Raw genomic sequence first — 24,446 nt, forward strand, 5'->3', positions numbered from 1 at the left:
CCCGCACACCTTTCAGGTTGAGATAAAAAAAATCCCCTCCGCGTCGTTAGGCCCGACGAGGAAGGGATGTGTTGCCGCCGATTATCAACAATGTCCCGCCCGGCTGCAAGCGCTTCGCAGGGCGTTATTCGTCTTCTAAATACGTGTAGCCATAGAGACCGCTTTCAAACTCCTGCAGGAACTGCTCACGCAGGTCTTCGTCCAGTTCAGAGGTCTGAATCTGTTTACGGAACAGCGTCATCAGCTCATTGGGGTCCAGCTGCACATACTGCAACATGTCGGCCACGGTATCGCCTTCATCGGAAAGCTGTACTTCCACTTCGCCATCCTGGAATGCGAAGACATCCACTGCTTCGGTATCACCAAACAGGTTGTGCATGTTGCCCAGAATTTCCTGGTACGCGCCGACCATAAAGAAGCCCAGCATCGGTGGGTTCTCCACATCATATTCCGGCATCGGCATGGTCGTCGCGATGCCGTCGCCATCCACGTAATGATCGATGGTGCCATCGGAGTCACAGGTAATATCCAGCAGCACGGCCCGACGTTCGGGCTTTTTATTCAGGCCTTCCAGTGGCAGCACCGGGAACAGCTGATCGATGCCCCACGCGTCCGGCATCGACTGGAACAGCGAGAAGTTCACATAGATCTTATCCGCCATGCGCTCCTGCAGCTCATCAATAATCGGGCGATGTGCGCGGTTGCTGGGATCCAGATGCTGCTGAATATAATGGCAAATGCTCAGGTACAGCTGTTCAGCCCAGGCGCGCTGCTTAAGGCTGTAAATGCCTGACGAATAGCCGGTGTGAATATCAAACAGGTCCATCTGGCTGTCGTGCAGCCATTCACGCAGAGAGCGGCGCGTATTCGGCTCGTGCATCTCCTGCCAGGTTTCCCACATGCTCAGGATAGGACGTGGCGCATCATCGATATCGGGCGCTTCAGGTTTGCTGAATTCGTTCCGCTCAACACCAATGATGTTAGAGACCAGCACCGTATGGTGCGCCGTTACGGCGCGACCGGACTCGGTGATGACGGTAGGATGTTCAAGTCCGTGTTCGTCGCAGGCGGCACCGATGGCCCAGATAACATTATTAGCGTATTCATTCAGCCCGTAGTTTACCGAGCAGTCAGACTGTGAACGCGTCCCTTCATAATCCACGCCCAGGCCGCCGCCGACGTCGAAGCACTTAATGTTGACGCCCAGCTTCGCCAGCTCCACGTAAAAACGTGCCGACTCGCGCACGCCGGTGGCGATATCGCGAATATTCGCCATCTGAGAGCCAAGGTGGAAGTGCAGCAGTTGCAGGCTGTCAATGCGTCCGGCTTCGCGCATGATTTCAACCAGCTTCAGCACCTGCGTGGCAGACAGGCCAAATTTGGATTTCTCGCCACCGCTCGACTGCCATTTACCGGAACCTTGCGACGCCAGACGCGCACGAATGCCGAGGCGCGGCACCACATTCAGGCGTTCCGCTTCTTCCAGCACCAGACGCACTTCGGTCATCTTCTCCAGAACCAGATAAACCTTGTGCCCCATTTTTTCGCCGATCAGCGCCAGACGAATGTATTCACGATCTTTATAACCGTTACAGACAATCACTGAGCGGGTGTGGCCGGCATGCGCCAGCACCGCCATCAGTTCCGCTTTTGATCCGGCTTCAAGGCCCAACGGCTCACCGGAGTTCACCAGCGATTCAATCACGCGTTTGTGCTGGTTAACCTTGATGGGATAAACCAGGAAGTAGTCACCGGTATAGCCATAGGATTCACGCGCGCGTTTGAACGCGGCGTTGATTGAGCGCAGGCGGTGCTGAAGGATCTGCGGAAAACAGAACAACGCCGGCAGACGCTGGCCTTGCGCCTCACGTTCTTTCACCAGTTTTGCCAGATCAACGCGCACGTCCGGGCGATCCGGGTCGGGACAGACACTAATATGACCCAGTTCATTCACGTCATAATAGTTATTGCCCCACCAGGCAATGTTATAGGTCCGCAGCATCAGGCTGGCGTCTTGATCGTTCATCGCCACCTCCTGCATAGAGCGGAGAGCACCTTGTTCGCCAGCTGACGAACCCTTGATATTCTTCATGCCGTCAGACATCACGAACCTCAATTTTCCGTTGAAAGATAATACTGTAATCCGACTCAACAGCCGGATGTAGGGAAATTCGTTGCCACATATTACGTCATGCTCTGTCAGCGTCACGCGCCCAGATAATCCCCTTGCATGACCTAAGTGTAAAACACTCCGCCACGACAGGGGAAAAAAGGGCCGCGAATAATTCACACCACGTCGGTCGGGCCACTTGCCCACGTTGACGTGTCAGAGGTTAGCCAGCGCTTGTGTCGGGATAATTACCGAAGCGAATAAAAGGGTGGCAGGAAAGAAATAAAGACGGGAAACAGGATAACGCTGACGCAAAGCCAGCACGCAAAGAAGCCGTGAAGGAGAAGATAAGGCTCATGACGTGTATCACCTCCGCACATGACGCCGTCATGTGGCAAACCATCAGGGTGAAAGCCAGACAGTGGTCTGACGGGCGCGACGCGATAGCGCGTCATCCTTTTTCTGCTGCAAACGCAGCGGCGTTTTATACAATTTGCGCCTGAAAAATGCAAAGAGATTATTCGCTTAATGCTGGCCCTGCCTGCAGCATTATTCACTACTCAGCACCAGGCCGGCAGTGCATCAGAAAAAAGGGCTGGTAATTCGCTCATCTCGTAACCTAAAATAGACGTCCAGATGGTTTTCCATCTAAACAGGTTAATATCCAGGCGGTGTTGGCCTGGCGTGCTGACACTACCTGACTGCTCTCGGCTTTGCCTTAAGGGGCGTTAAGTCAGCTAACACTCACTTGCGCTACGCAGTCGAACTCAAACCATTGGTAAGGTAAAGAACATAATGGCTAAACATCTTTTTACATCCGAGTCCGTATCAGAAGGACATCCTGATAAAATCGCTGACCAGATTTCCGATGCGGTGCTTGATGCGATCCTGGAGCAGGATCCTAAAGCGCGCGTGGCCTGCGAAACGTACGTAAAGACCGGTATGGTTCTGGTCGGCGGCGAAATCACGACCAGCGCCTGGGTTGATATCGAAGAAATCACCCGTAATACCGTACGTGAAATCGGCTATGTTCATTCCGATATGGGCTTTGATGCCAATTCCTGCGCCGTGTTAAGCGCCATCGGTAAACAATCTCAGGACATCAACCAGGGCGTTGACCGCAGCGATCCGCTGGAACAGGGTGCAGGCGATCAGGGCCTGATGTTCGGCTACGCGACCAACGAAACCGACGTGCTGATGCCCGCCCCGGTAACCTATGCGCATCGTCTGGTCCAGCGTCAGGCTGAAGTCCGCAAAAATGGCACGCTGCCATGGCTGCGCCCGGATGCGAAAAGCCAGGTCACTTTCCAGTATGACAATGGCAAGATTGTAGGCATCGACGCGGTCGTGCTCTCGACTCAGCACAGCGAAGCCATCAGCCAGCACGATCTGCAGGAAGCGGTGATGGAAGAAATCATCAAGCCGGTACTGCCTTCTGAGTGGCTGAACGCGTCCACCAAATACCACATCAACCCAACCGGCCGTTTTGTTATCGGCGGTCCAATGGGTGACTGTGGCCTGACCGGTCGTAAAATCATTGTCGATACCTACGGCGGGATGGCGCGTCACGGTGGCGGCGCATTCTCAGGTAAAGATCCCTCAAAAGTTGACCGCTCCGCGGCGTACGCTGCGCGCTATGTTGCCAAAAATATCGTGGCGGCTGGCCTGGCCGATCGGTGTGAGATTCAGGTTTCCTACGCCATCGGCGTGGCAGAGCCGACATCTATCATGGTGGAAACCTTTGGTACCGAGAAAGTCTCTACTGAACAGCTGACGCTGCTGGTCCGTGAATTCTTTGACCTGCGTCCATACGGTCTGATTCAGATGCTGGATCTGCTGCACCCAATCTATAAAGAAACGGCCGCTTACGGTCACTTTGGTCGCGAACATTTCCCATGGGAAAAAACCGACAAAGCGGCACAGCTGCGCGAGGCCGCTGGTCTGTAAGCATTGGTGAGTAAGTGCACCTGAAAGCCCTGCCCGATGGCGGGGCTTTTTTATGAGCTTTATCCCGCATTCGTCCTCCGCTTTTTTCCTGCGGCACATTTTTTTAACTCAACTACACTTTCTTTCAGTTTGTACCCTGCCCTTGTATTAACGATTACAATTTGAAACGCTTTAAATATCGGCTATTTAGGAATTTATCGCCGTAGTTATTCTTTTAAAAATGCGTTATTTTCAGCGTCATCTGATAGGCGTTAATCAGGACATTGTCAGAAACTTCGAGGGTACTATACCTCACTGGTTACTTGACCTTTCTGGGTTGTAAATGCTGGATTTCAGGGTTTCAGCATGTGTAAGCGATTACATCAATGTGATCGGGCTCACTTTTAACCCAGATAAGGTTTTTTAACATCGATAACAACAATGATGGATAATTTGGAGGCAACCATGCCTGGCAACTCACATAAAAGCAGAACCTCAAATAAGGCAATGACCTTATTTGTCTGCTTTCTGGCAGCGCTCGCAGGCCTGCTCTTTGGGCTGGATATCGGCGTTATCGCAGGTGCCCTGCCCTTTATCGCTAAGGACTTTAATGTTACTGCCCACCAACAGGAGTGGATTGTCAGCTCCATGATGTTTGGTGCAGCCATTGGTGCTATCGGCAGCGGCTGGATGTCATCACGTCTGGGCCGTAAAAAAAGCCTGATGGCCGGTGCGATTCTGTTTGTCATTGGATCACTCTGGTCAGCGATGGCACCTAATCCGGAAATGTTGATCTGCGCGCGCGTCCTGTTAGGTCTCGCCGTGGGTGTCGCCTCGTATACCGCGCCACTTTACCTTTCTGAAATCGCACCAGAGAAAATCCGCGGCAGCATGATCTCGCTGTACCAGCTGATGATTACCATCGGTATTCTGGGTGCGTATCTCTCCGATACCGCATTTAGCTTTACCGGAAACTGGCGCTGGATGCTGGGCGTGATCACGATCCCTGCCATTCTGCTGCTGATTGGTGTGTTCTTCCTGCCGAACAGCCCGCGCTGGCTGGCGGCGAAAGGCAACTTCCGCGACGCACAGCGTGTTCTGGATCGTCTGCGTGACACCAGTGAACAGGCAAAACGCGAACTGGATGAGATCCGCGAAAGCCTGAAAGTGAAGCAGTCTGGCTGGGGTCTGTTTACCAATAACGCCAACTTCCGCCGCGCGGTCTTCCTCGGCATTCTGCTTCAGGTGATGCAGCAGTTCACCGGGATGAACGTCATCATGTATTACGCGCCGAAAATCTTTGAGATCGCCGGTTTTGCGAATACGACTCAGCAGATGTGGGGAACGGTTATTGTCGGTCTGGTTAACGTACTGGCCACCTTCATCGCCATTGGCCTGGTGGATCGCTGGGGCCGTAAGCCTACGCTGATTCTGGGCTTCCTGGTCATGGCTGCCGGTATGGGCATCCTGGGCACTATGCTGCACATGGGCATCCATACACCAGGCGCGCAGTACTTCGCCATTGGTATGCTGCTGATGTTTATCGTGGGCTTCGCCATGTCAGCCGGTCCGTTGATTTGGGTACTGTGTTCCGAAATTCAGCCGCTGAAAGGGCGTGATTTTGGTATCACGGTTTCAACCACCACCAACTGGATTGCCAATATGATCGTTGGCGCAACCTTCCTGACCATGCTGAACACGCTGGGTAATGCACCGACCTTCTGGGTTTACGCGCTGCTGAACGTGTTCTTTATTGTGCTCACCGTTATGCTCATTCCGGAGACCAAAAACGTGTCGCTGGAACATATTGAACGTAACCTGATGGCGGGTAAAAAACTGCGCGATATCGGCCAGTAAATTCCTTCGCGCCCGCGTCCGTGAAAGCCAGTCAGTGTAAACTGACTGGCTTTTTTTAACCCTTTACCCACGCCAACAGCTCAGCGTATTCACGCTAAAACCCTGCCACGCCTGGCTTGCGCCGCCCCGCTTCGCTTTTCTTTCGTTAAAGTCGAAAAAATATACGCCGATAAATGACCTGACGTTTCCCTTATAAAAATCCGTTTTCATACTTTATTTTCATCAGGAAATCCAATGAACAACCCCAGCGTAAAAAAGACAATGAGCACCCGGGCTCAGATGCTGCTGGCAGGGGGAATGACGATTGTCGTGGGCTTTGCAGCGACCATCGGATTGCTCAGCTGGCAGTCTTCAAAAGCGCAAAAATCTCTGGCCGCTGACTACCTGCAACAAATTGCTGCCAGCCATGCCGGACAAATTCAACAGGAACTGACACATGCACTGGACGCGGCACAAAACCTGGGGCAAAGCCTTGCCGCGCTGCCAGCGGCCGGCGTGACCGATCGCAACGTTGCCCATAAGCTCATGGAATATGCCCTGCAGAAAAATCCTGACTTTGTATCGATGACCGTGGTGTTCGAACCCAACGCCTTCGACGGTCGTGACAGTGCTTTCGCCGGCCAGCAGGGAATGCCACCCGAGGGGCGCTATGCCTGGTATATTGATCGGGATAAAGACGGGCATTTTAAAATGAATCCGGCGCTGGATTTTTTACAACCCGGTGCGGGCAATTACTATCTGCTGCCGAAAGAAACGCTTAAAGACACGCTGATTGAACCCTACAGCTTCGCCTATGATGGCGCGAAACCCGAGTGGTTAACCTCAGTCGCCACGCCTGTCATGGTGAACGATAAGCTAAAACTGGTCGTCAGCTCGGATATTCTGCTGTCGTCTATCCAGAAAAAAATCAACCAGATCAAACCCTGGCAAGGCACCGGTTACGCGCTGCTGATTTCGAACAGCGGTAACGTGATTTCCTCCCCCGATACAAGTGAAGCGGGCAAGAAATGGCCGGGGAACGTAAACAGCACCAGTACCAACGTGACGGAGCAATACGATCCGGTGCTCAAAGAACAGGCCATGTATACGTGGTATCCCGTGCGCGTTGGGAAGAGTGATAAACCCTGGTATGTCGGGATCGTGGCGCCCGTCAGTCAGGTGATGGCGGCCGCTGACCGCCAGCTGTACTAGGCAATCGGGCTGATGATCATCAGCATCCTGTCGGTGGGTGCCGTGCTGGGGCTGCTGTTCAGTCGCAAAGTGATGCGCCCGCTGGGTGGTGAACCGGCAGAGGCTGCGCGTATCGCGCTGGCTGTGGCTGAGGGGCGGTTAAACAACAGCATTGGCGTTGCGCCCGACGATAGCCGTAGTCTGTTCTACGCGTTGAATACCATGCAGTCACAGCTTAGGACGATGGTCGGCCAAATCAAAGATGCCAGCCTCTCTGTCCAGCAGGGCGCGGGCGAAATCGCCAGCGCCAACCTGAACCTGTCCTCCCGAACTGAGGAGCAGGCTGCCGCCCTGGAGGAAACTGCGGCCAGCATGGAACAGATTAGCGCGGCCATTCGTATGAACGCTGACAACGCACAACAGGCGACAGGGCTGACGGAAACTGCCACCCGTATCGCTAACCGTGGCGAAACGCTGGTGGATCAGGTCGTGACAACCATGGCGAAGATCGATGAAAGCTCGCAGAAAATTGGTGATATCACCACGCTGATTAACAGCATTGCTTTCCAGACCAATATTCTGGCGCTTAACGCCGCCGTTGAAGCGGCACGTGCAGGGGAACAGGGACGCGGATTTGCCGTGGTGGCCTCAGAAGTGCGTAACCTGGCGCAGCGCACCACCAGTGCCGTAAAGGACATCGCCGCCCTGATTGAAGAGTCAGCGCTGCGCGTCGAGAATGGCGTTGTGCTGGTCAATGATGCGGGCAAAACCATGCATGAAATGACAAATGCCGTTTCATCCGTGCAGCGCATCATCGGTGAAATTGTTGCCGCATCCGATGAACAGGCGCGCGGTATCGCTCAGGTCACCATTGCCGTTAATGAAATGGACGGCACGACTCAGCAAAATGCGGCACTGGTTCAGCAGATGTCGGCGGCCTCCAGTTCGCTTGAGGATCAGGCCCGCCAGCTGGCACAAACCGTCGCGCAGTTCCATTAAGCCGTGGCGATGTCCGTCGTGACAGACGGGCATCGCCATCTTTGCCCCGCGCATTCATATTGAGTTCCGCCTCTGCGGCGCTTATGCTGAGCGCCATGAAAACACCTCGTCTTCCGATTGCCCTGCAACAAGCCGTTATGCGCGCCCTGCGTGATGCTCTTGAGCGCGCTAATCGCATGCTTGAACGCACCTACCCTGAGCCCACGCTGGTTTATCAGCAACGGGGCACCGCCGCCGGTACCGCCTGGCTGGAAAAATGGGAGATTCGCCTCAATCCTGTGCTGCTGCTGGAGAACCAACAGGCGTTTATTGATGAAGTCGTTCCTCACGAACTGGCCCATTTGCTGGTGTGGAAGACCTTTGGTCGCGTGGCACCGCACGGGAAAGAGTGGAAGTGGATGATGGAAACCGTCCTCGGTGTTCCGGCCCAGCGTACCCACCGTTTTGAAGTCGCGTCCGTCCGTAGTCGCACCTTTGCCTACCGCTGTCAGTGTCAGCAGCACCACCTTACCGTACGGCGTCATAATCGCGTGATTCGCGGCGAAAGCGAATACCGCTGTGTCCATTGCGGCAACGTATTAAAAGCCGGCCTTTTCCTTCCATCCTGACCGGATTCTCATTCCGCCTGCCCCCGCATTCTGGTACCCTGCCGCCCTTTTTAGGATCAAGGTGATAACTGGAATATGTCTCGCAAAATAATCATGACCGCCGCGCTGCTGCTGGCCTCCTTTCATGCTACCGCGCTTAACCTGAATAATTACCATCAGAATAATTTTCAGCAGGCAAAAGCTTATGCGGCCGAGATTAACGCCGATGCACCGGGCAGTTTTTATTGCGGCTGCAAAATGACCTGGCACGGTAAAAAGGGCGAACCTGATCTGAGCAGCTGCGGTTATCAACCGCGTAAAAATGCCAACCGTGCCGCGCGCATCGAGTGGGAGCACGTGATGCCTGCCTGGGAGTTCGGTCATCAACGTCAGTGCTGGCAGAATGGTGGACGCAAAAACTGCAGTAAAGATGCCGACTATCGCCATATGGAGACCGATCTGCACAATCTGCAACCGGCAATAGGTGAAGTAAACGGCGACCGGGGTAACTTTGCTTACAGCCAGTGGAACGGGACAGAGAAGCAATATGGTCAGTGCAGCATGCACATTGATTTTAAAAACAAACAGGCAGAGCCACCAGAACGGGCCCGCGGTGCCATCGCGCGCACCTACTTCTATATGCGCGATCAATATCATCTGCGCTTGTCGCGCCAGCAAACCCAGCTATTTACGGCCTGGAACAAGCTCTATCCGGTCAGCCAGTGGGAATGCGAGCGAGACCAACGTATCGCACGGGTACAGGGGAATCATAATCCTTATGTGCTCGAAGCTTGCAAGCGTTAAAATCCCTGCCCTAAACTAACTGTCTTTACGGCCTCGCCGCGTGGATCGCGCGGCGTTTTGCTCTCAGGTACTTTATGCGCATACCTCGCATTTTTCACTCACAGCCGCTGCATGTTGGCAGTGAGATTACACTGGATGACGATGCCTCTAACCATGTTGGTCGCGTATTACGCATGACCAGCGGACAGCATCTGGAACTGTTTGATGGCAGTAATCTGACTTTCGCGGCAGAAATCACGCAAGTTGATAAAAAACGTGTAAAAGTATCCATCACAACGAGTCAGACTGACGATCGTGAATCGCCCCTTTATCTCCATCTCGGCCAGGTGATGTCGCGTGGCGAAAAAATGGAATTTACCATCCAGAAATCAATCGAACTGGGCGTTAATGTCATCACGCCGCTGTTTTCTGAGCGCTGTGGTGTCAAACTGGACGCCGAACGTCTGGCGAAAAAAATTCAGCAATGGCAAAAGATTGCGATTGCCGCCTGTGAACAGTGTGGCCGTAACCGGGTACCGGAAATCCGTCCGGCGATGACGCTGGAAGCCTGGTGCAGTGAAGCGGAAAGTGGGTTAAAACTGAATCTGCATCCGCGCGCCAGCCACAGTATTAACACCTTGCCCCAACCGGTCGAGCGCGTCAGGTTGCTGATTGGCCCGGAAGGTGGGCTGTCCGCTGAAGAAATTGCCATGACGGCACAGCATGGATTTACGGATATTTTGCTTGGCCCACGCGTTTTACGCACCGAAACCACCGCGCTGACGGCCATTACGGCACTTCAGGTGAGGTTTGGCGACCTGGGTTAAGCGATACTTTTAGCACGTTCAGGTCATGCAGCCTCACCGCCAGCCTGAAAGATCAGCCCCTTTTGCCCGAACGGAACGAGACGGTTAGTGCCGCCTCCTTCAGGAGAGAATAATGATTAAGCTTGGCATCGTGATGGACCCGATCGCATCCATCAACATTAAGAAAGACTCCAGCTTTGCAATGCTGCTGGAAGCCCAGCGCCGGGGCTACGAAATTCACTATATGGAGATGAACGATCTCTCCCTGCGCGGCGGCGTGGCCTTTGCCCGCACGCGCCTGCTCAGCGTGGAACAGAATGCCGCGAGCTGGTACCAGTTTGGCAGCGAACAGCAGATCAAACTGGCCGATCTTGATGTCGTCCTGATGCGCAAAGACCCACCGTTCGATACCGAATTCATCTACTGCACCTACATTCTGGAACGTGCCGAAGAACAGGGCACGCTGATCGTTAACAAGCCGCAAAGCCTGCGCGACTGCAATGAAAAACTCTATACCGCCTGGTTTGCCGAATTTACGCCGGATACGCTGGTGACCCGTTCGAAGCAGCAACTCCGTGCATTCTGGCAGGAGCATGGCGATGTGATTATGAAGCCGCTGGACGGCATGGGTGGCGCATCCATCTTTCGCGTGAAGCAGGATGACCCAAACTTTGGCGTAATCGCCGAAACGCTGACAGAGCATGAAAGCCGCTACTGCATGGCGCAAAATTATCTGCCAGCGATCAAAGAGGGCGACAAACGCGTACTGGTCGTCGATGGCGAACCCGTTCCCTATTGCCTGGCGCGTATCCCCCAAGGCGGTGAAACCCGTGGTAACCTGGCCGCCGGTGGACGCGGTGAAGCGCGCCCGCTGAGCGAAAGTGACTGGGCGATCGCCCGCAAAGTCGGCCCCACGCTTAAAGCCAAAGGCTTGATTTTTGTCGGACTCGATATTATTGGTGATAGACTGACAGAAGTTAACGTGACCAGCCCAACATGCATTCGTGAAATCGAGGCCGCTTTCCCTGTGTCCATCACCGGTATGCTGATGGATGCCATTGAGAAGCGTCTGGGCTCAGCATAACGCTGGGACCATGCTCCGTGATCAACCCAACACCGGTGCTGACTTTACGCACCGGTTATCTTTGGTAAAGCATGTGAGAATGAATTTACAGCATCACTTTTTGATTGCCATGCCAGCGTTGCAGGATCCCTTTTTCAAACGTTCTGTGGTCTACATTTGCGAGCACAACGAAGAAGGGGCAATGGGGCTGATTATTAACAAGCCTATGGAAAACCTGACGGTTGAAGGCATTTTGAAAAAGCTCAAGATTGCCGAGGAAAACCGCGATCCGGCAATCAACCTGGATAAGCCGGTATTCAGCGGCGGCCCGCTGGCAGAAGATCGCGGGTTTATCCTGCACTCTGCCCAGCGCACGTTTACCTCCAGCATCCGTGTTTCAGACAACACGGTGATCACGACATCACGCGATGTCCTGGAAGCCATAGGTACCGCCGATCAGCCCGATCATGTTCTGGTGGCGCTGGGCTATTGCGCCTGGGAAAAAGATCAGCTTGAAAATGAGCTGATGGAAAACGCCTGGCTGACCACCCCCGCAAACAGCAATATTCTGTTTCAGACGCCCATCGCTGAGCGCTGGCGCGAAGCGGCACGAAGCATCGGGGTGGATATTCACAATATGGCCAGCGATGCAGGTCACGCCTGATGACACATCAAACCTTGTTAGGCTTCGACTTCGGCACCAAAAGCATTGGCGTTGCCGTCGGGCAGCAGCTGACGGGCAGTGCCCGTCCGTTAAGTGCCCTCAAAGCACAGGACGGTACGCCTGACTGGCTGCAAATCGAAAAGTTGCTGAAAGAGTGGCAGCCTGATTTTGTGGTGGTGGGATTGCCGCTTAATATGGACGGCAGCGAACAGCCACTGACCGCGCGTGCGCGCAAGTTTGCCAACCGCTTACACGGGCGTTTCGGCATTCGCGTGGAGCTGCAGGACGAACGCCTCAGTACCGTTGAAGCCCGTGCGGGCCTGTTTGAGCGTGGCGGTTACCGTGCGCTGAACAAAGGGTCGGTCGATTCACAGTCAGCGGCCATTATCCTGCAGGACTGGTTCGACACTCACTAGCGAATGACCCCTTCAGCTTGACGGGCTGCGCGGCTCTGTTCGAATGTCTGCATCCCGGCCCGAGCGCCGGTTTGCAGAAGCGCCGGAATCTGATGCATTTTGCCTTCCCGAATCAGATTGACCACGGCACTGGTCGCCATCAATACTTCAAACAGCCCGGTCCTCTTCTCATCACAGGCTGGCACCAGTTGCTGCGCGATCACTGCGTTGAGGCTGCTTGCCAGTTGAGTGCGCACCAGATTTTTTTCTTCCGCAGGAAACACATCCACCAGCCTGTCTACCGCCTGCACCGCACCGCGCGTGTGCAGCGTGGCCAGCACCAGATGGCCGGTTTCTGCGGCAGTGAGCGCCTGACGAATGGTATCGCTGTCGCGCAGTTCCCCCAGCATAATAACGTCAGGATCTTCCCTGAGTGCGGCTTTCAGGCCCTGGCTGAAACTCCGGCAGTGCATACCGACTTCACGCTGTTGAATCAGGGATTGCTGACTGCGATGGATAAACTCAATCGGGTCCTCCAGGGTCAGGATATGGCGGGCCTGCTGCCGGTTAATCGCATCCACCATTGCCGCGAGGGTGGTCGACTTACCGCTGCCCGTCGCCCCGGTGATTAATATCAGTCCGTCCCGTTTCTTCAGTAGCGCCTGCACCCCTTCCGGTACGCGCAGATCGGTCAGCGTCGGGCATTCGCTGGCGATGGTGCGTAGCGCCAGAGACAGCCCGTTACGCTGCATAAACAGGTTGGCGCGCAGGCGCTGTCCCGCCGCCAGGGTCAACGCGAAATCCAGTTGCCCTTCCCGCTTAAGTTGCTGCTGCTGTTCGCTGTCCAGCCACACCGACGTAAACTGCGCCATCCAGTCAGGTGACAGCGCAGACCGATCGGGCAGCGGCTCCAGCCTGCCCTGACGCCGCCAGTACGGCAAATGTCCGCTACAAAGGTGCAGATCGGCAGCGTTATGCTTTACACTAAGCGCCACGATTTCATCCAGATTCATTGTGTTCTCCCGACTATGACTTCAATCCAGCACAACCTACAGCAAGTCCGCCAGCGAATCGCCGCTGCTGCAACGCGTTGCGGCCGGGCTCCCGAAGAAATTACGCTACTTGCAGTGAGCAAAACGAAACCTGCGAGCGCAGTCGAAGAAGCGGCGGCTGCGGGTCAGCTCGCGTTCGGGGAAAATTACGTTCAGGAAGGGGTTGAAAAGGTTCAGGCGCTGACCTCACATCCCAATCTGATATGGCACTTCATTGGCCCGCTGCAGTCCAATAAAAGCCGACTGGTGGCAGAACACTTTGCCTGGTGCCACACCCTTGATCGTCTGAAGATTGCACAGCGGCTTAACGATCAGCGGCCTGAACATCTGGCACCGCTCAATGTGCTGATTCAGGTAAATATCAGTGACGAAAACAGCAAATCTGGCATCATGCTGGAGGCCGTCGACGAACTGGCGCAGGCTATTGCCGCGATGCCGCGTTTGTGTTTGCGCGGGCTGATGGCGATTCCGGCACCCGAACAGGATTATCAGAAACAGCTGGCGGTATGTCAGCAAATGGCTGATGCATTTCACCAGTTAAAACAGCACTATAGTGATGTTGATACGCTGTCGATGGGAATGAGTGATGATATGGAGGCGGCGATTGCCGCAGGCAGCACCCTGGTGCGCATTGGCACCGCAATATTTGGCGCACGTGATTACACACAGCCTTCACAACAATAATTGAGGAACTTCATGTTAACAATGACGTTTTTGGTAAAAACGCTAATCGATCTCTACGTCATGGTGCTGTTGCTGCGCATCTGGATGCAGTGGTCACGTTGCGATTTTTATAATCCGCTTGCCCAGTTTGTCGTGAAGATTACTCAGCCGATTGTAAAACCGTTGCGTCGCATTCTGCCTGCGCTGGGTCCGATTGATACGGCTTCTCTGCTGCTGGCGTTTGTGCTCACTACGCTGAAATATCCGCTTCTGCTGCTGATTCAGGTCGGCGTGTTCTCTGTCGATCCCGCTAACTTGCTGGTCGGCCTGCTGTCGCTACTGAAATCCGCCGGTTATCTGGTGTTCTGGGTCATTATTATCCGTTCCCTGATGAGCTGGATCAGCCAGGGCCGCGGTCCGATGGACTATGTGCTGATTCAGCTGACCGAGCCGTTAATGGCGCCGATTCGCCGCATTCTGCCCGCGATGGGCGGCATCGACTTCTCCGCCATGATCGTCATTCTGGTGCTGTATGCCCTGAATTTCCTCGGCATGGACCTGTTCCCGGGTCTCTGGTATTTGCTGTAAATGAACCAAACTGGAACTGTTATGCAAAAAGTTGTTCTTGCCACCGGTAATCCCGGCAAAGTCCGTGAACTGGCGGATCTGCTCTCCGCCTTTGGTCTGGATATCGTGGCGCAAACCGACCTCGGCGTTGAATCCGCCGAGGAGACCGGCCTGACCTTTATTGAAAACGCCATCCTGAAAGCGCGCCATGCCGCGCAGGTGACCGGGCTGCCCGCTATCGCAGATGACTCCGGGCTGGCCGTCAACGCGCTGGACGGCGCACCGGGCATTTATTCGGCTCGCTATGCCGGTGACGACGCCAGTGACCAACAGAACCTGGAAAAGCTGCTTCAGGCGCTGGAAAGCACCCCGGACGGACAGCGTCAGGCCCAGTTCCACTGTGTGCTGGTGTATTTACGTCACGCTGCCGATCCGACGCCGCTGGTGTTTCACGGCGCCTGGGACGGCGAAATCACCCGCACCCCAGCCGGTGAAGGCGGCTTCGGCTACGACCCGGTGTTCTACATTCCGGCATTGGGTAAAACCGCCGCCGAACTGACAAAAGCAGAGAAAGGAAAAGTCTCTCATCGAGGTAAAGCATTGACGCTGTTACTGGAAGCGATGCGTAATGCCTGATTTACCCCCGCTGAGTTTATATATCCATATTCCCTGGTGCGTCCAGAAATGCCCTTACTGCGATTTTAATTCTCACGCGTTAAAAGATGAGGTGCCGCACATTGAGTATGTGCAGCACCTGCTGCGCGATCTTGAAAACGATCTGCCGCTGATTCACGGACGTGACGTACGCACGATATTTATCGGTGGCGGAACGCCAAGCCTGTTAAGCAGTAGCGCGATGCAGATGCTGATGGATGGCGTACGCGCGCGCCTGACGCTGGCAGAAGGGGCGGAGATTACGATGGAGGCGAATCCAGGCACGGTGGAAGCCGACCGTTTCAGCGCCTATCAGCGCGCCGGGATTAACCGCATCTCCATTGGGGTACAAAGCTTTAGCCCGCAGAAGCTGGAACGCCTCGGTCGCATCCATGGTCCCGAGGAAGCGAAGCGCGCCGCGGCGCTGGCGCAGGGCCTGAACCTGCGCAGCTTTAACCTCGATCTGATGCACGGTTTGCCCGACCAGTCACTGACGGAAGCGCTGGACGATTTGCGTCAGGCGATCGCGCTTAATCCTCCGCATTTGTCCTGGTATCAGCTGACCATCGAACCGAATACGTTGTTTGGCTCACGTCCGCCTAAATTGCCCGACGACGATGCGTTGTGGGACATCTTTGAGCAGGGACATCAGCTGCTGACCGCTGCCGGTTATGAGCAATATGAAACATCGGCCTATGCCAAACCGGGATACCGCTGTGAGCACAACCTGAATTACTGGCGTTTTGGCGATTATCTTGGGATTGGCTGTGGTGCCCATGGCAAGCTGACCCAACCCGATGGCCGTATTGTTCGCACGGTCAAAGTGCGCCATCCCCGGGGTTTTATGAAGGGCAACTATCTCGATAAACAGTACGAGGTAGCAGACAGTGACAAGCCGTTCGAGTTCTTTATGAACCGTTTCCGGTTGCTGGAGCCTGCGCCACGCGCGGACTTCAGCCGCTATACCGGGCTGAATGAAGCGCTGATTCGTCCACAGCTCGATCAGGCTATTGCCGCAGGTTACATCACTGAAACAGCGGACATCTGGCAAATTACCGAGAAGGGCAAACTGTTTCTGAACTCGCTACTGGAACTGTTCCTGGCCGACGAGTAACGCGCTTCGGGTTCGGCGTGCAAACTGCGGCTGTATGAAGGAGGCCGAATCCTTATCCGCGCTCAGTATTCTGTCTCAGTTGCAACAACCGGGTATTGATGATGGCAATGTTCACCTCGCAGGGCATGCCATCATCCAGATAAACCGTCTCATTAATCTCCAACGCCGCCTCATTCGCACTAAAATTCAGCAGTCTGAGTTGCTCACTGTCGGTCACGTTAATCGCATTAAGCTGCTGGTCGCGGCGCTGAATCTTTTTGCCGGTGATTTGTTCAATGTAAGAGTATTTCGAGATTTCCAGCCGGCCAAACTCCATGCTGCTGAACAGGCTGACAGGCAGGTGGATATATTCCAGCGCCACGGGAATATCGTCAAAGCACATCAGTCGAAGAATTTTGTATATCTGATCGCTGTTTCTGATACGTAACGCCTGCGCCATCTCCGGTCCGGGCACCTTGATGATGCTGGCAGTGAGCACCTTCCTGACCGCTTTATGGCCTTTTTTATGAGCCTGATAATCAAAGGGCGAAAGCGCATGGAACCGGCCGGCGTGATTGCTCTTGCCGATAGAACCGACAAACAGTCCCGACCCCTTCACGCGATAAATACGCTGCTGCTCAATCAGAATACGGGTTGCTTCCCGTACCGTCGCCCGGGTGATACCGATGTTCTTTGCTATCGCAATTTCGGTATCCAGCTTGTCGCCCGGCAGCAGTCCGTCCTGCATGATCTTGGTCAGAATATAGTCGACAACCTCTTTTTGTTTCTCTGTTATGCCATCGAACATCACGCTGTTCCCGAATAGTAAGCCCGTGCCTGCGGTGCGCCGCCGCATCGCCTGTATGCCTGATTTCCGTCACTGCGTATGAGTGAGACAGGAACCAGTGTGATCCAGCTAACGATTTTGCACTCCAGTGTCGCCTGTCCAGCCAGAATTGATTCTTGCATATTGTATCTGTACAGGTCGAGGTGCATCATCAAGATGACTAGACACGTTAAACATGTCTATACGTATAAATAAATTTGTGCAACAGGCAATTGTCAGAACTGACGCCTGCTTTAGCAATAAAAGTCATTACTAATCAAATAACTGGTTTTGACTTTTTATCTACCCTGACGTGTGTGGAAGAGAATCAGGAAAAACAAACAGGTTGACCGCCTGAAAAAGGCAAAAAGCTGACTGTACATCTTGCAATGACAAGCAGCCTGCCTGCTGGCCCAACTTTTTTATCCAGGACACCGTATGGCAAATCTTACCCAATGGCTGAATGCTGAAAAAATTCAATACATTGAGCGCGTTTCCGACTGGAAAGAGGCGATTCAGGTCACCGGTAATCCTCTCTGCCGTGAAGGCGCTATTTCGCAGGATTACATTGACACCATCGTCCGGCTCAAAGAAGAGACCGGCCCCTACTTCGTGATCGCCCCCCGAATCGCGATGCCACATGCGCGTCCTGAACAGGGCGCGAAGAAACTGGGCTTGTCCGTCGTGAAACTGGCAACCCCTGTCAACTTTGATGCTGATGAAAACGATCCTGTCGACATCCTTTTTATGTTCTCGGCCCCTGACAGCAACAGCCATATCGAGATGATTTCGCAGCTGGCTGAAGTGCTGACAGACGAGGACATCATGCAACGCGTTTATCACGCACAAAGCCAGCAGGAACTGTGCACGGTTCTGCTGGCAGACGACCTTATCAGTTAACAATTTCAAATAAGAAGAGGTAGTTATGAAAATTATGGCAGTGTGTGGTTCAGGCCTGGGAAGCAGCTTCATGATGGAAATGAACATCAAAAAAGTGCTTAAAGCGATTGATATGACGGCGGAGGTCGAACATGCCGACCTCGGCTCGGTGACGCCGGACGTCGCAGATGTATTCGTGATGGCAAAAGACATCGCCTACAGCGCTAATCTGCCCCCGGAAAAAGTCATTATCATCAACAACATCATCGACCTGAAAGAAGTTGAGCAGAAAATTCGCGACTACTTCAACAAATAACACCGTTATCCCCTTTGATAAGAACACTTACCGCTGAGGTTATTATGTTTATACAAAACCTTTTACTGGTAGTTGTCGATGTGCTGAAAGTCCCTTCGATTCTGGTCGGGTTAGTCGCGATGTTCGGCCTGATCGCGCAGCGCAAGCCGTTGCCGGATGTGATAAAGGGAACGGTAAAAACGATTCTGGGCTTTTTAGTGCTGGCAGGCGGTGCCACCGTTCTGGTGGGCTCGCTGACGCCGCTCGGCGATATTTTTAAGCACGCATTCAACGTTCAGGGCATTATTCCTAATAACGAAGCGATGGTATCCATCGCGCTGGCGAAATACGGCGCGCCTACCACGCTGATTATGGCGTTCGGCATGGTGGCAAACATTACCGTCGCCCGCTTTACCCGCCTGAAATATATCTATCTCTCTGGCCACGTCACCTTCTATATGGCCTGTATGATTGCCATTATTCTGTCCGTTGCCGGTTTTGAAGGTGTGCAGCTGATTTATACCGGTTCGCTGACGCTGGGCATGCTGATGGCCTTTTTCCCGGCCCTGGCTCAGCCCTATATGCGTAAAATTATCGGTCACGATCAGGTTGCGCTGGCTCATACCGGCACGGTGGGTTATGTCCTGTCAGGCTGGATAGGCTCTATAGTGGGCAAAGGTTCAAAGTCCACCGAAGAGATGAACATGCCCAAAAACCTGAGTTTTTTGCGCGACAGTACCATCTCCATCTCTCTGACCATGATGATCATCTATTTTATTTTGTCCGTCTCGGCGGGCAGAGAGTATGTTGAAAGTCAGTTCAGCCATGGTCAAAACTATCTGGTGTATTCGTTTGTGCAGGCCATTACCTTTGCTGCCGGGGTCTTTATTATCCTGCAGGGCGTGCGCTTAATTCTGGCGGAGATTGTACCGGCCTTTACCGGGTTTTCAGAGAAGCTGGTGCCCAGCGCGCGTCCTGCTCTGGACTGCCCTATCGTGTTTCCCTATGCGCCCAATGCCGTTCTGGTCGGCTTTATTTCCAGCTTTATCGGTGGACTCGTCGGGTTGTTTATCCTTGGGCAGTTGCACTGGGTGCTGATTTTGCCCGGCGTGGTGCCGCACTTTTTCTGCGGGGCGACGGCGGGCGTCTTTGGCAATGCGACGGGCGGCAAGCGGGGTGCGATGATTGGCGCCTTTGCACACGGTATTCTGATTACCTTCCTGCCGGTTGCGTTACTGCCTGTGCTGGGTGCGATTGGTCTGACGAATACCACATTCTCAGATACGGACTTTGGCGTGACAGGGATTCTGCTGGGTAATATGGCGAGGTTCCTCGATAAAGGCACCATTACCATGATTATTACGGGCATCTTTGCGCTGCTGGTGATCTATAACTATGTCGCCGGTAACAAGACCGTGACCAAAGAAGCTAACAGCGACTGAGACAAAACGGGGCTGATGATTCAGCCCCTTCTTAACAGGGCAGGACATAAAACGGGTTAGTTAAATGATTTAACCAGCGTTTTACGGTCTTTTTCCAGCGAGATAACCCGGTTACAGACGTCTTTACCAAACTGCTGGAAGTCCGTTTCCTGATTATTCCATTCGCTCTGAATGGCGTTCTGCAGACCACCAAGGTTACCCATCAACCCCTGCAGCCCGCTGCCGCCACCGTTGGTCATGGCTTTCGTCCCCATCTCATTAATGCTGTCCTGCAGGATACCGCCCATCGCCTGATTCACCAGTTGCTGCCCATCGGCACGAACCTGATCGATCGCCTGGTGATGGAACGTCAGTCCGTCACTGCGATGTTCAATAATGCGGTTCATCTGGGTTTTTAACTGGGCATTCAGCGTGGCCAGTCGGCTGTGCAAGCGGCTTGATTCCCCTACCTGCTCAGTGATGATCTTATCCAGCGCCAGCCGACCTTTCTCCAGACGGGAGGTGGCACCGTTATCGATCCACGGCAGATCGCGACGTAACGCATTTTGGTAATTAATGGCCTGCTGACGACTGGCGGCGTTCATCGTGATTTTTTGCCCGTTGAACTGCACATCGCCCTGCGGCGAAATCACAAGATTGCCGTTTGCGCCAACGACCTGCACGTTTTGTGGGCTAATGACCACATCATCCTGTGGTTTAACGCTGCATTCCCAGGCCGCCTGGGCCTGCGTTGCCGCCAGCAAGAGGCCAGCGACCAGCACGTTACGAATCATACGTTCTCCCTGTCTGGGTGTGAAAGCGACATCGCTGGTAACTTAGTCCCACCAGACGTCAAAGAGTTCGGTCACCTTCACATCCAGTAACTGGCGATCTTCCAGCCATTTACGTACCAGCTCGCGATGTTCCTCGGTACATTTACCGGTTTGCTGCAGGCAGATTAGCCCTTCCCAGGCCAGATAGCCGCTGCCGTCATAAGCCAGGCCATTGGGATCGATCGCTTCGTTAATAAACTGATTCAGCGTTTCGTCGATAACCTCTTCAGAGGTGCCGTCCGGGAAGCGCCAGGCTACGGAAAAGCCCAGCTCCTGAAACTCATCAATATGCAATTTTTTACGTAAACGACGGCTGCGTTGTGTGGCCATTATTTCACCCTCTCAAACATTAAATCCCAAACGCCATGGCCCAAACGCTGCCCGCGCTGCTCAAATTTGGTCAGTGGACGCGTCTCAGGACGCGGCACATACGTATTGTCTTCAGACAGGTTTCGGTAACCCGCGATGCTGCTCATCACCTCAAGCATATGCCCGGCATAGGCTTCCCAGTCGGTCGCCATATGGAACACACCGCCCAGTTTCAGTTTACGCATCACAAGCTCGGCAAACGGCACCTGCACGATACGGCGTTTGTTGTGACGGGCTTTATGCCACGGATCGGGAAAGAACAGCTGAACCATGCGCAGTGAATTATCCGGGATCATTTTCTCCAGCACTTCCACCGCATCATGACACATCACCCGCAGATTGCTGACATTGGCCTCTTTCGCCGACGCCAGGCAGGCTCCCACGCCGGGCGCATGCACTTCAATGCCCAGGAAGTTTTGATGCGGATTATTTTGCGCCATGGTGACCAGCGACGCGCCCATACCAAAACCGATCTCCAGCGTGACAGGCGCATCGCGCCCAAACAGCGCGGGCAAATCAATGGGCTCTGGCTGATATTCAACACCCATTTCCGGCCAGTAGTTGTCCAGCGCCTGCTGCTGGCCTTTGGTTAAGCGGCCCTGGCGGCGCACAAAACTACGAATCCGACGCAACGGGCGTCCATTTTCATCATATTCTGGGGTGATGACGTCATTAATCATGTTGAAGCCTGCTGGTTAGCCTGTTCAGGGAAACGGGCATTATGCAAAGTTCAAAAGCAGAAGCAAGCCTTTGCCACTTTCCGCGCGCACCCGGCGTGTTTTGACATGCGTTTTCCTGCCTGAGTGTAGAGTAATGCAAGAAAATTGCCTGGGAGGCTGCTGGCCGGAAACAGAATTATAACGTCATGGTCTGCCGCCGTTGCTGACTGAGCTTGCGGTACTGTTGTGGCGACATGCCGACATACCTGGCAAAGGTGCTGTAAAAGCGACTACTGGAACGGAAGCCGGCCGTAAGCGCCACATCCAGCACGGTAATATCGGTATCGCTCAGCAGCGCCCGGACATGGTTAATGCGCATCGCGGTAATGTACTGTTTTAGCGTAAGCTGCATGACGCGTTGAAAGATGCCCATGGCATAGTTTGCATTAAGCTTGACGTGCTCTGCGACGTCATTGATTGTCAGAGCCTGGTCATAATTGTCGGCAATATAGCTCAGCATCTGGCTGACATAAAACTGCGCATGGCGCGACACGCTGTTTTTGTGTGTCCGCGACGTTTTGTTCACCAGCACAGGCTGCCACCCTGACAGACTAAAGCGTTTAAGCATCAGGCCAATTTCATCCACAGCAAGCTGGCGAATCTGTTCATCCGGGCTGTTCAGTTCCTGCTGCCAGCGCTGCACTTCAAAGGCGCTGAGCTGCTGTTTTGCCACAGACTTAATCACCATGCCATGTGTGACATGATTGATGAGTTCCCGGTCGAGCGGCCATGACAGAAACAGATGCATCGGCAGATTAAGGATAGCCATGTTCTGGCAGTTACCGGGCCGGGTAAGCTGGTGCGGTGTACAGGCCCAAAACAGCGTGATATAGCCCTGCTTAATCTGTACGACTTCATTATTGATTAAATATTCCACGTCCCCGTCGAACGGCACATTGACCTCAACCTGCCCATGCCAGTGACAGCTGCTCATCGCCAGCGGCCGACGCAGTTCGATATCCATACGTTGATATTCGGAATAGAGCGACAGCGGGCTGCGGGTTTGCTTTTCGTCACTGCTGCACATATGCGGATCGGGCGGCAGCGTGGCAACGGGCTGTAATGTCGTCATGATTCTCTCCTGAATTATCAGAACCCCGCCCAGCGTACCCGCGGAGACGGCCAAAAACAGCAGTGGATTCCCTATACTAAGCGCTCTTTCAGACCAGATACTCTTCTTTTTACGTTAATTTATCCCAAAAACTCAGATCTGTTCGTTGCCAGCATCTGATCTGAGTTTTTGGGAATGCTCATCCGATAAGACGGAAGTTTTCGCCCGCACAGCGTGCCACCATGAGATTATCCCACCCTGTCATGGAGCGTTCTGATGTCTGCACCCAAAATTACCTTTATTGGCGCGGGTTCCACTATCTTCGTCAAGAATATCCTTGGCGATGTTTTCCATCGCGATGCGCTAAAATCGGCCCATATTGCCCTGATGGATATTGATGCAACCCGGCTTGAAGAATCCTATACCGTCGTCAGTAAACTTATGGATTCCGCGGGCGCGGCTGGCCAGATTACCTGCCACAGCGAGCAGAAAGCGGCCTTAGCGGATGCGGATTTTGTCGTGGTCGCCTTTCAGATAGGCGGCTATCAGCCCTGTACCGTCACCGATTTTGAGGTCTGTAAACGCTATGGTCTGGAGCAGACCATAGCCGATACGCTGGGCCCCGGCGGCATTATGCGCGCCCTGCGCACCATCCCGCACCTGTGGCAGATTTGCGAAGACATGACGGAAGTCTGCCCGCATGCCACCCTGCTTAATTACGTCAACCCCATGGCGATGAACACCTGGGCAATGTATGCGCGCTATCCCCATATCAAACAGGTTGGGCTGTGCCACTCGGTACAGGGAACGGCGGAGGAACTGGCCAACGATCTGAATTTAAATCCTGCCGATCTGCGTTACCGCTGCGCCGGGATTAATCATATGGCGTTTTATCTGACGCTGGAGCGTAAAACCGCTGACGGCAGTTACGTTGATCTCTATCCCGACCTGCTGGCGGCTTGGAACGCTGGCCAGGTGCCGAAGCCCAACCTGCACGGCAATACGCGCTGTCCCAACATTGTGCGCTATGAAATGTTCAAAAAGCTGGGCTATTTCGTCACCGAATCCTCAGAGCACTTCGCAGAATATACGCCGTGGTTTATCAAACCAGGCCGCGAAGATCTTATTGAACGGTATCAGATTCCGCTGGATGAATATCCCAAACGTTGTGAAGAACAACTGGCGGAATGGCGAGCAGAACTGGCACGTTACCGTCGCGCCGAACGTATTGAAAGCAAACCCTCACGTGAGTACGCCAGCACGATTATGAACGCTATCTGGACCGGCGAACCGGCGGTCATTTATGGCAACGTGCGTAATGATAGCCTGATCGATAATCTGCCGCAGGGATGCTGCGTGGAAGTCGCTTGTCTGGTCGATGCCAATGGGATTCAGCCCACCAAAGTCGGCACGATTCCGTCACATCTGGCCGCCATGATGCAAACCAATATCAATGTGCAGACGCTGCTGACCGAAGCCATTCTGACTGAAAACCGCGATCGGGTTTATCACGCCGCCATGCTGGATCCGCATACGGCAGCGGTATTAAGCCTTGATGAGATCTATGCACTGGTGGACGAACTCATCACTGAGCATGGCAGTTGGCTGCCCGCCTGGCTTCATCGTTAATTCTTTGTCGCCGGATGCTATGTCCGGTCGCGATT

The 24,446-nt window shown here is 53.9% G+C and carries 23 protein-coding genes and 1 pseudogene; 17 read left to right on the forward strand and 7 right to left on the reverse strand.

Annotated elements, in window-relative coordinates; genetic code table 11:
• Positions 1-124 precede the first annotated feature (124 nt).
• Complete coding sequence (speA, locus tag G5574_RS09600; RefSeq protein ID WP_033739647.1) at positions 125-2,104, reverse strand: biosynthetic arginine decarboxylase; 1,980 nt, start codon at positions 2,102-2,104, stop codon at positions 125-127.
• A gap of 801 nt (positions 2,105-2,905) precedes the next feature.
• Between speA and metK the strand changes: the two genes are divergently transcribed.
• The 9 genes and pseudogenes from metK to ruvX all read left to right on the forward strand — a co-directional run bounded on the left by metK (position 2,906) and on the right by ruvX (position 12,381).
• Positions 2,906-4,057, forward strand: coding sequence for a methionine adenosyltransferase (gene metK, locus G5574_RS09605; RefSeq protein ID WP_110268365.1), 1,152 nt, complete (start codon positions 2,906-2,908; stop codon positions 4,055-4,057).
• Positions 4,058-4,501: 444 nt separating this feature from the next.
• Complete coding sequence (locus G5574_RS09610; protein WP_006120845.1) at positions 4,502-5,893, forward strand: sugar porter family MFS transporter; 1,392 nt, start codon at positions 4,502-4,504, stop codon at positions 5,891-5,893.
• 234 nt (positions 5,894-6,127) lie between these two features.
• Positions 6,128-8,062 (forward strand): annotated as a pseudogene (locus G5574_RS09615) (methyl-accepting chemotaxis protein).
• Between the two features lie 95 nt (positions 8,063-8,157).
• A complete protein-coding gene (locus G5574_RS09620) occupies positions 8,158-8,670 on the forward strand; it encodes a SprT family zinc-dependent metalloprotease (RefSeq protein ID WP_006120847.1) in 513 nt (170 codons plus the stop codon).
• 75 nt (positions 8,671-8,745) lie between these two features.
• Complete coding sequence (gene endA, locus G5574_RS09625; protein ID WP_039339282.1) at positions 8,746-9,453, forward strand: deoxyribonuclease I; 708 nt, start codon at positions 8,746-8,748, stop codon at positions 9,451-9,453.
• Between the two features lie 74 nt (positions 9,454-9,527).
• The gene (rsmE, locus tag G5574_RS09630; protein ID WP_006120849.1) at positions 9,528-10,259 is read left to right on the forward strand and encodes a 16S rRNA (uracil(1498)-N(3))-methyltransferase; all 732 of its coding nucleotides are present in this window, start codon (positions 9,528-9,530) and stop codon (positions 10,257-10,259) included.
• A 112-nt stretch (positions 10,260-10,371) separates the two neighbouring features.
• The gene (gene gshB / locus G5574_RS09635) at positions 10,372-11,322 is read left to right on the forward strand and encodes a glutathione synthase (protein WP_033739652.1); all 951 of its coding nucleotides are present in this window, start codon (positions 10,372-10,374) and stop codon (positions 11,320-11,322) included.
• Positions 11,323-11,401: 79 nt separating this feature from the next.
• Positions 11,402-11,965 (forward strand): YqgE/AlgH family protein, encoded by a 564-nt coding sequence (locus G5574_RS09640; protein ID WP_033739653.1) that lies wholly within the window; start codon positions 11,402-11,404, stop codon positions 11,963-11,965.
• On the forward strand, positions 11,965-12,381 hold the full coding sequence (gene ruvX / locus G5574_RS09645) for a Holliday junction resolvase RuvX (protein ID WP_006120852.1): 417 nt from the start codon (positions 11,965-11,967) through the stop codon (positions 12,379-12,381). Before G5574_RS09640 ends, ruvX begins: the two co-directional genes overlap by 1 nt.
• Here the strand turns inward: ruvX and G5574_RS09650 are convergent.
• Positions 12,378-13,373 carry a type IV pilus twitching motility protein PilT gene (locus G5574_RS09650; protein ID WP_164482545.1) on the reverse strand — a complete coding sequence of 332 codons (996 nt, stop codon included), beginning with the start codon at positions 13,371-13,373 and terminating at the stop codon, positions 12,378-12,380. The genes ruvX and G5574_RS09650 overlap by 4 nt on opposite strands.
• 15 nt (positions 13,374-13,388) lie before the next feature.
• On the opposite strand from G5574_RS09650, the gene G5574_RS09655 reads away from it, so the two are divergent.
• The 4 genes from G5574_RS09655 to hemW are packed head-to-tail and all read left to right on the forward strand — an operon-like array spanning position 13,389 to position 16,410.
• Entirely contained in the window at positions 13,389-14,096 is a 708-nt protein-coding gene (locus G5574_RS09655; protein ID WP_164482546.1) for a YggS family pyridoxal phosphate-dependent enzyme, read from the forward strand.
• 12 nt (positions 14,097-14,108) lie between these two features.
• Positions 14,109-14,663 (forward strand): YggT family protein, encoded by a 555-nt coding sequence (locus G5574_RS09660; protein ID WP_006120855.1) that lies wholly within the window; start codon positions 14,109-14,111, stop codon positions 14,661-14,663.
• 21 nt (positions 14,664-14,684) lie between these two features.
• Positions 14,685-15,278: an XTP/dITP diphosphatase gene (locus G5574_RS09665; protein ID WP_133745648.1), complete on the forward strand. Its 594-nt coding sequence runs from the start codon at positions 14,685-14,687 to the stop codon at positions 15,276-15,278.
• The gene (gene hemW, locus G5574_RS09670; protein WP_033739660.1) at positions 15,271-16,410 is read left to right on the forward strand and encodes a radical SAM family heme chaperone HemW; all 1,140 of its coding nucleotides are present in this window, start codon (positions 15,271-15,273) and stop codon (positions 16,408-16,410) included. Before G5574_RS09665 ends, hemW begins: the two co-directional genes overlap by 8 nt.
• Positions 16,411-16,462: 52 nt before the next feature.
• On the opposite strand, the gene G5574_RS09675 is transcribed toward hemW, so the two are convergent.
• Positions 16,463-17,197 (reverse strand): GntR family transcriptional regulator, encoded by a 735-nt coding sequence (locus G5574_RS09675; protein ID WP_039339294.1) that lies wholly within the window; start codon positions 17,195-17,197, stop codon positions 16,463-16,465.
• Between the two features lie 456 nt (positions 17,198-17,653).
• On the opposite strand from G5574_RS09675, the gene G5574_RS09680 reads away from it, so the two are divergent.
• From G5574_RS09680 to G5574_RS09690, 3 genes are read left to right on the forward strand one after another with little or no spacing between them, the layout of a single operon-like run.
• Positions 17,654-18,115 (forward strand): PTS sugar transporter subunit IIA, encoded by a 462-nt coding sequence (locus G5574_RS09680; RefSeq protein ID WP_054633250.1) that lies wholly within the window; start codon positions 17,654-17,656, stop codon positions 18,113-18,115.
• A 25-nt stretch (positions 18,116-18,140) separates the two neighbouring features.
• A complete protein-coding gene (locus G5574_RS09685; RefSeq protein WP_006120860.1) occupies positions 18,141-18,410 on the forward strand; it encodes a PTS sugar transporter subunit IIB in 270 nt (89 codons plus the stop codon).
• Positions 18,411-18,454: 44 nt separating this feature from the next.
• On the forward strand, positions 18,455-19,831 hold the full coding sequence (locus tag G5574_RS09690) for a PTS ascorbate transporter subunit IIC (RefSeq protein ID WP_033739662.1): 1,377 nt from the start codon (positions 18,455-18,457) through the stop codon (positions 19,829-19,831).
• A gap of 56 nt (positions 19,832-19,887) precedes the next feature.
• Here G5574_RS09690 and G5574_RS09695 read toward each other — a convergent pair whose 3' ends face one another.
• The 4 genes from G5574_RS09695 to melR all read right to left on the reverse strand — a co-directional run bounded on the left by G5574_RS09695 (position 19,888) and on the right by melR (position 22,803).
• A complete protein-coding gene (locus G5574_RS09695) occupies positions 19,888-20,604 on the reverse strand; it encodes a YggN family protein (protein ID WP_006120862.1) in 717 nt (238 codons plus the stop codon).
• 42 nt (positions 20,605-20,646) lie between these two features.
• Positions 20,647-20,973 (reverse strand): YggL family protein, encoded by a 327-nt coding sequence (locus G5574_RS09700; RefSeq protein ID WP_006120863.1) that lies wholly within the window; start codon positions 20,971-20,973, stop codon positions 20,647-20,649.
• Positions 20,973-21,692, reverse strand: a complete 720-nt coding sequence (gene trmB, locus G5574_RS09705) for a tRNA (guanosine(46)-N7)-methyltransferase TrmB (RefSeq protein WP_033739664.1) — start codon at positions 21,690-21,692, stop codon at positions 20,973-20,975. Before trmB ends, G5574_RS09700 begins: the two co-directional genes overlap by 1 nt.
• Positions 21,693-21,867: 175 nt before the next feature.
• Positions 21,868-22,803, reverse strand: a complete 936-nt coding sequence (gene melR, locus G5574_RS09710) for a transcriptional regulator MelR (protein ID WP_006120865.1) — start codon at positions 22,801-22,803, stop codon at positions 21,868-21,870.
• A 252-nt stretch (positions 22,804-23,055) separates the two neighbouring features.
• On the opposite strand from melR, the gene melA reads away from it, so the two are divergent.
• The gene (melA, locus tag G5574_RS09715; RefSeq protein ID WP_110268370.1) at positions 23,056-24,411 is read left to right on the forward strand and encodes an alpha-glucosidase/alpha-galactosidase; all 1,356 of its coding nucleotides are present in this window, start codon (positions 23,056-23,058) and stop codon (positions 24,409-24,411) included.
• The last annotated feature ends 35 nt before the right edge of the window (positions 24,412-24,446 follow it).

Source organism: Pantoea stewartii, assembly GCF_011044475.1.
In the GTDB taxonomy this organism is placed as follows: domain Bacteria; phylum Pseudomonadota; class Gammaproteobacteria; order Enterobacterales; family Enterobacteriaceae; genus Pantoea; species Pantoea stewartii.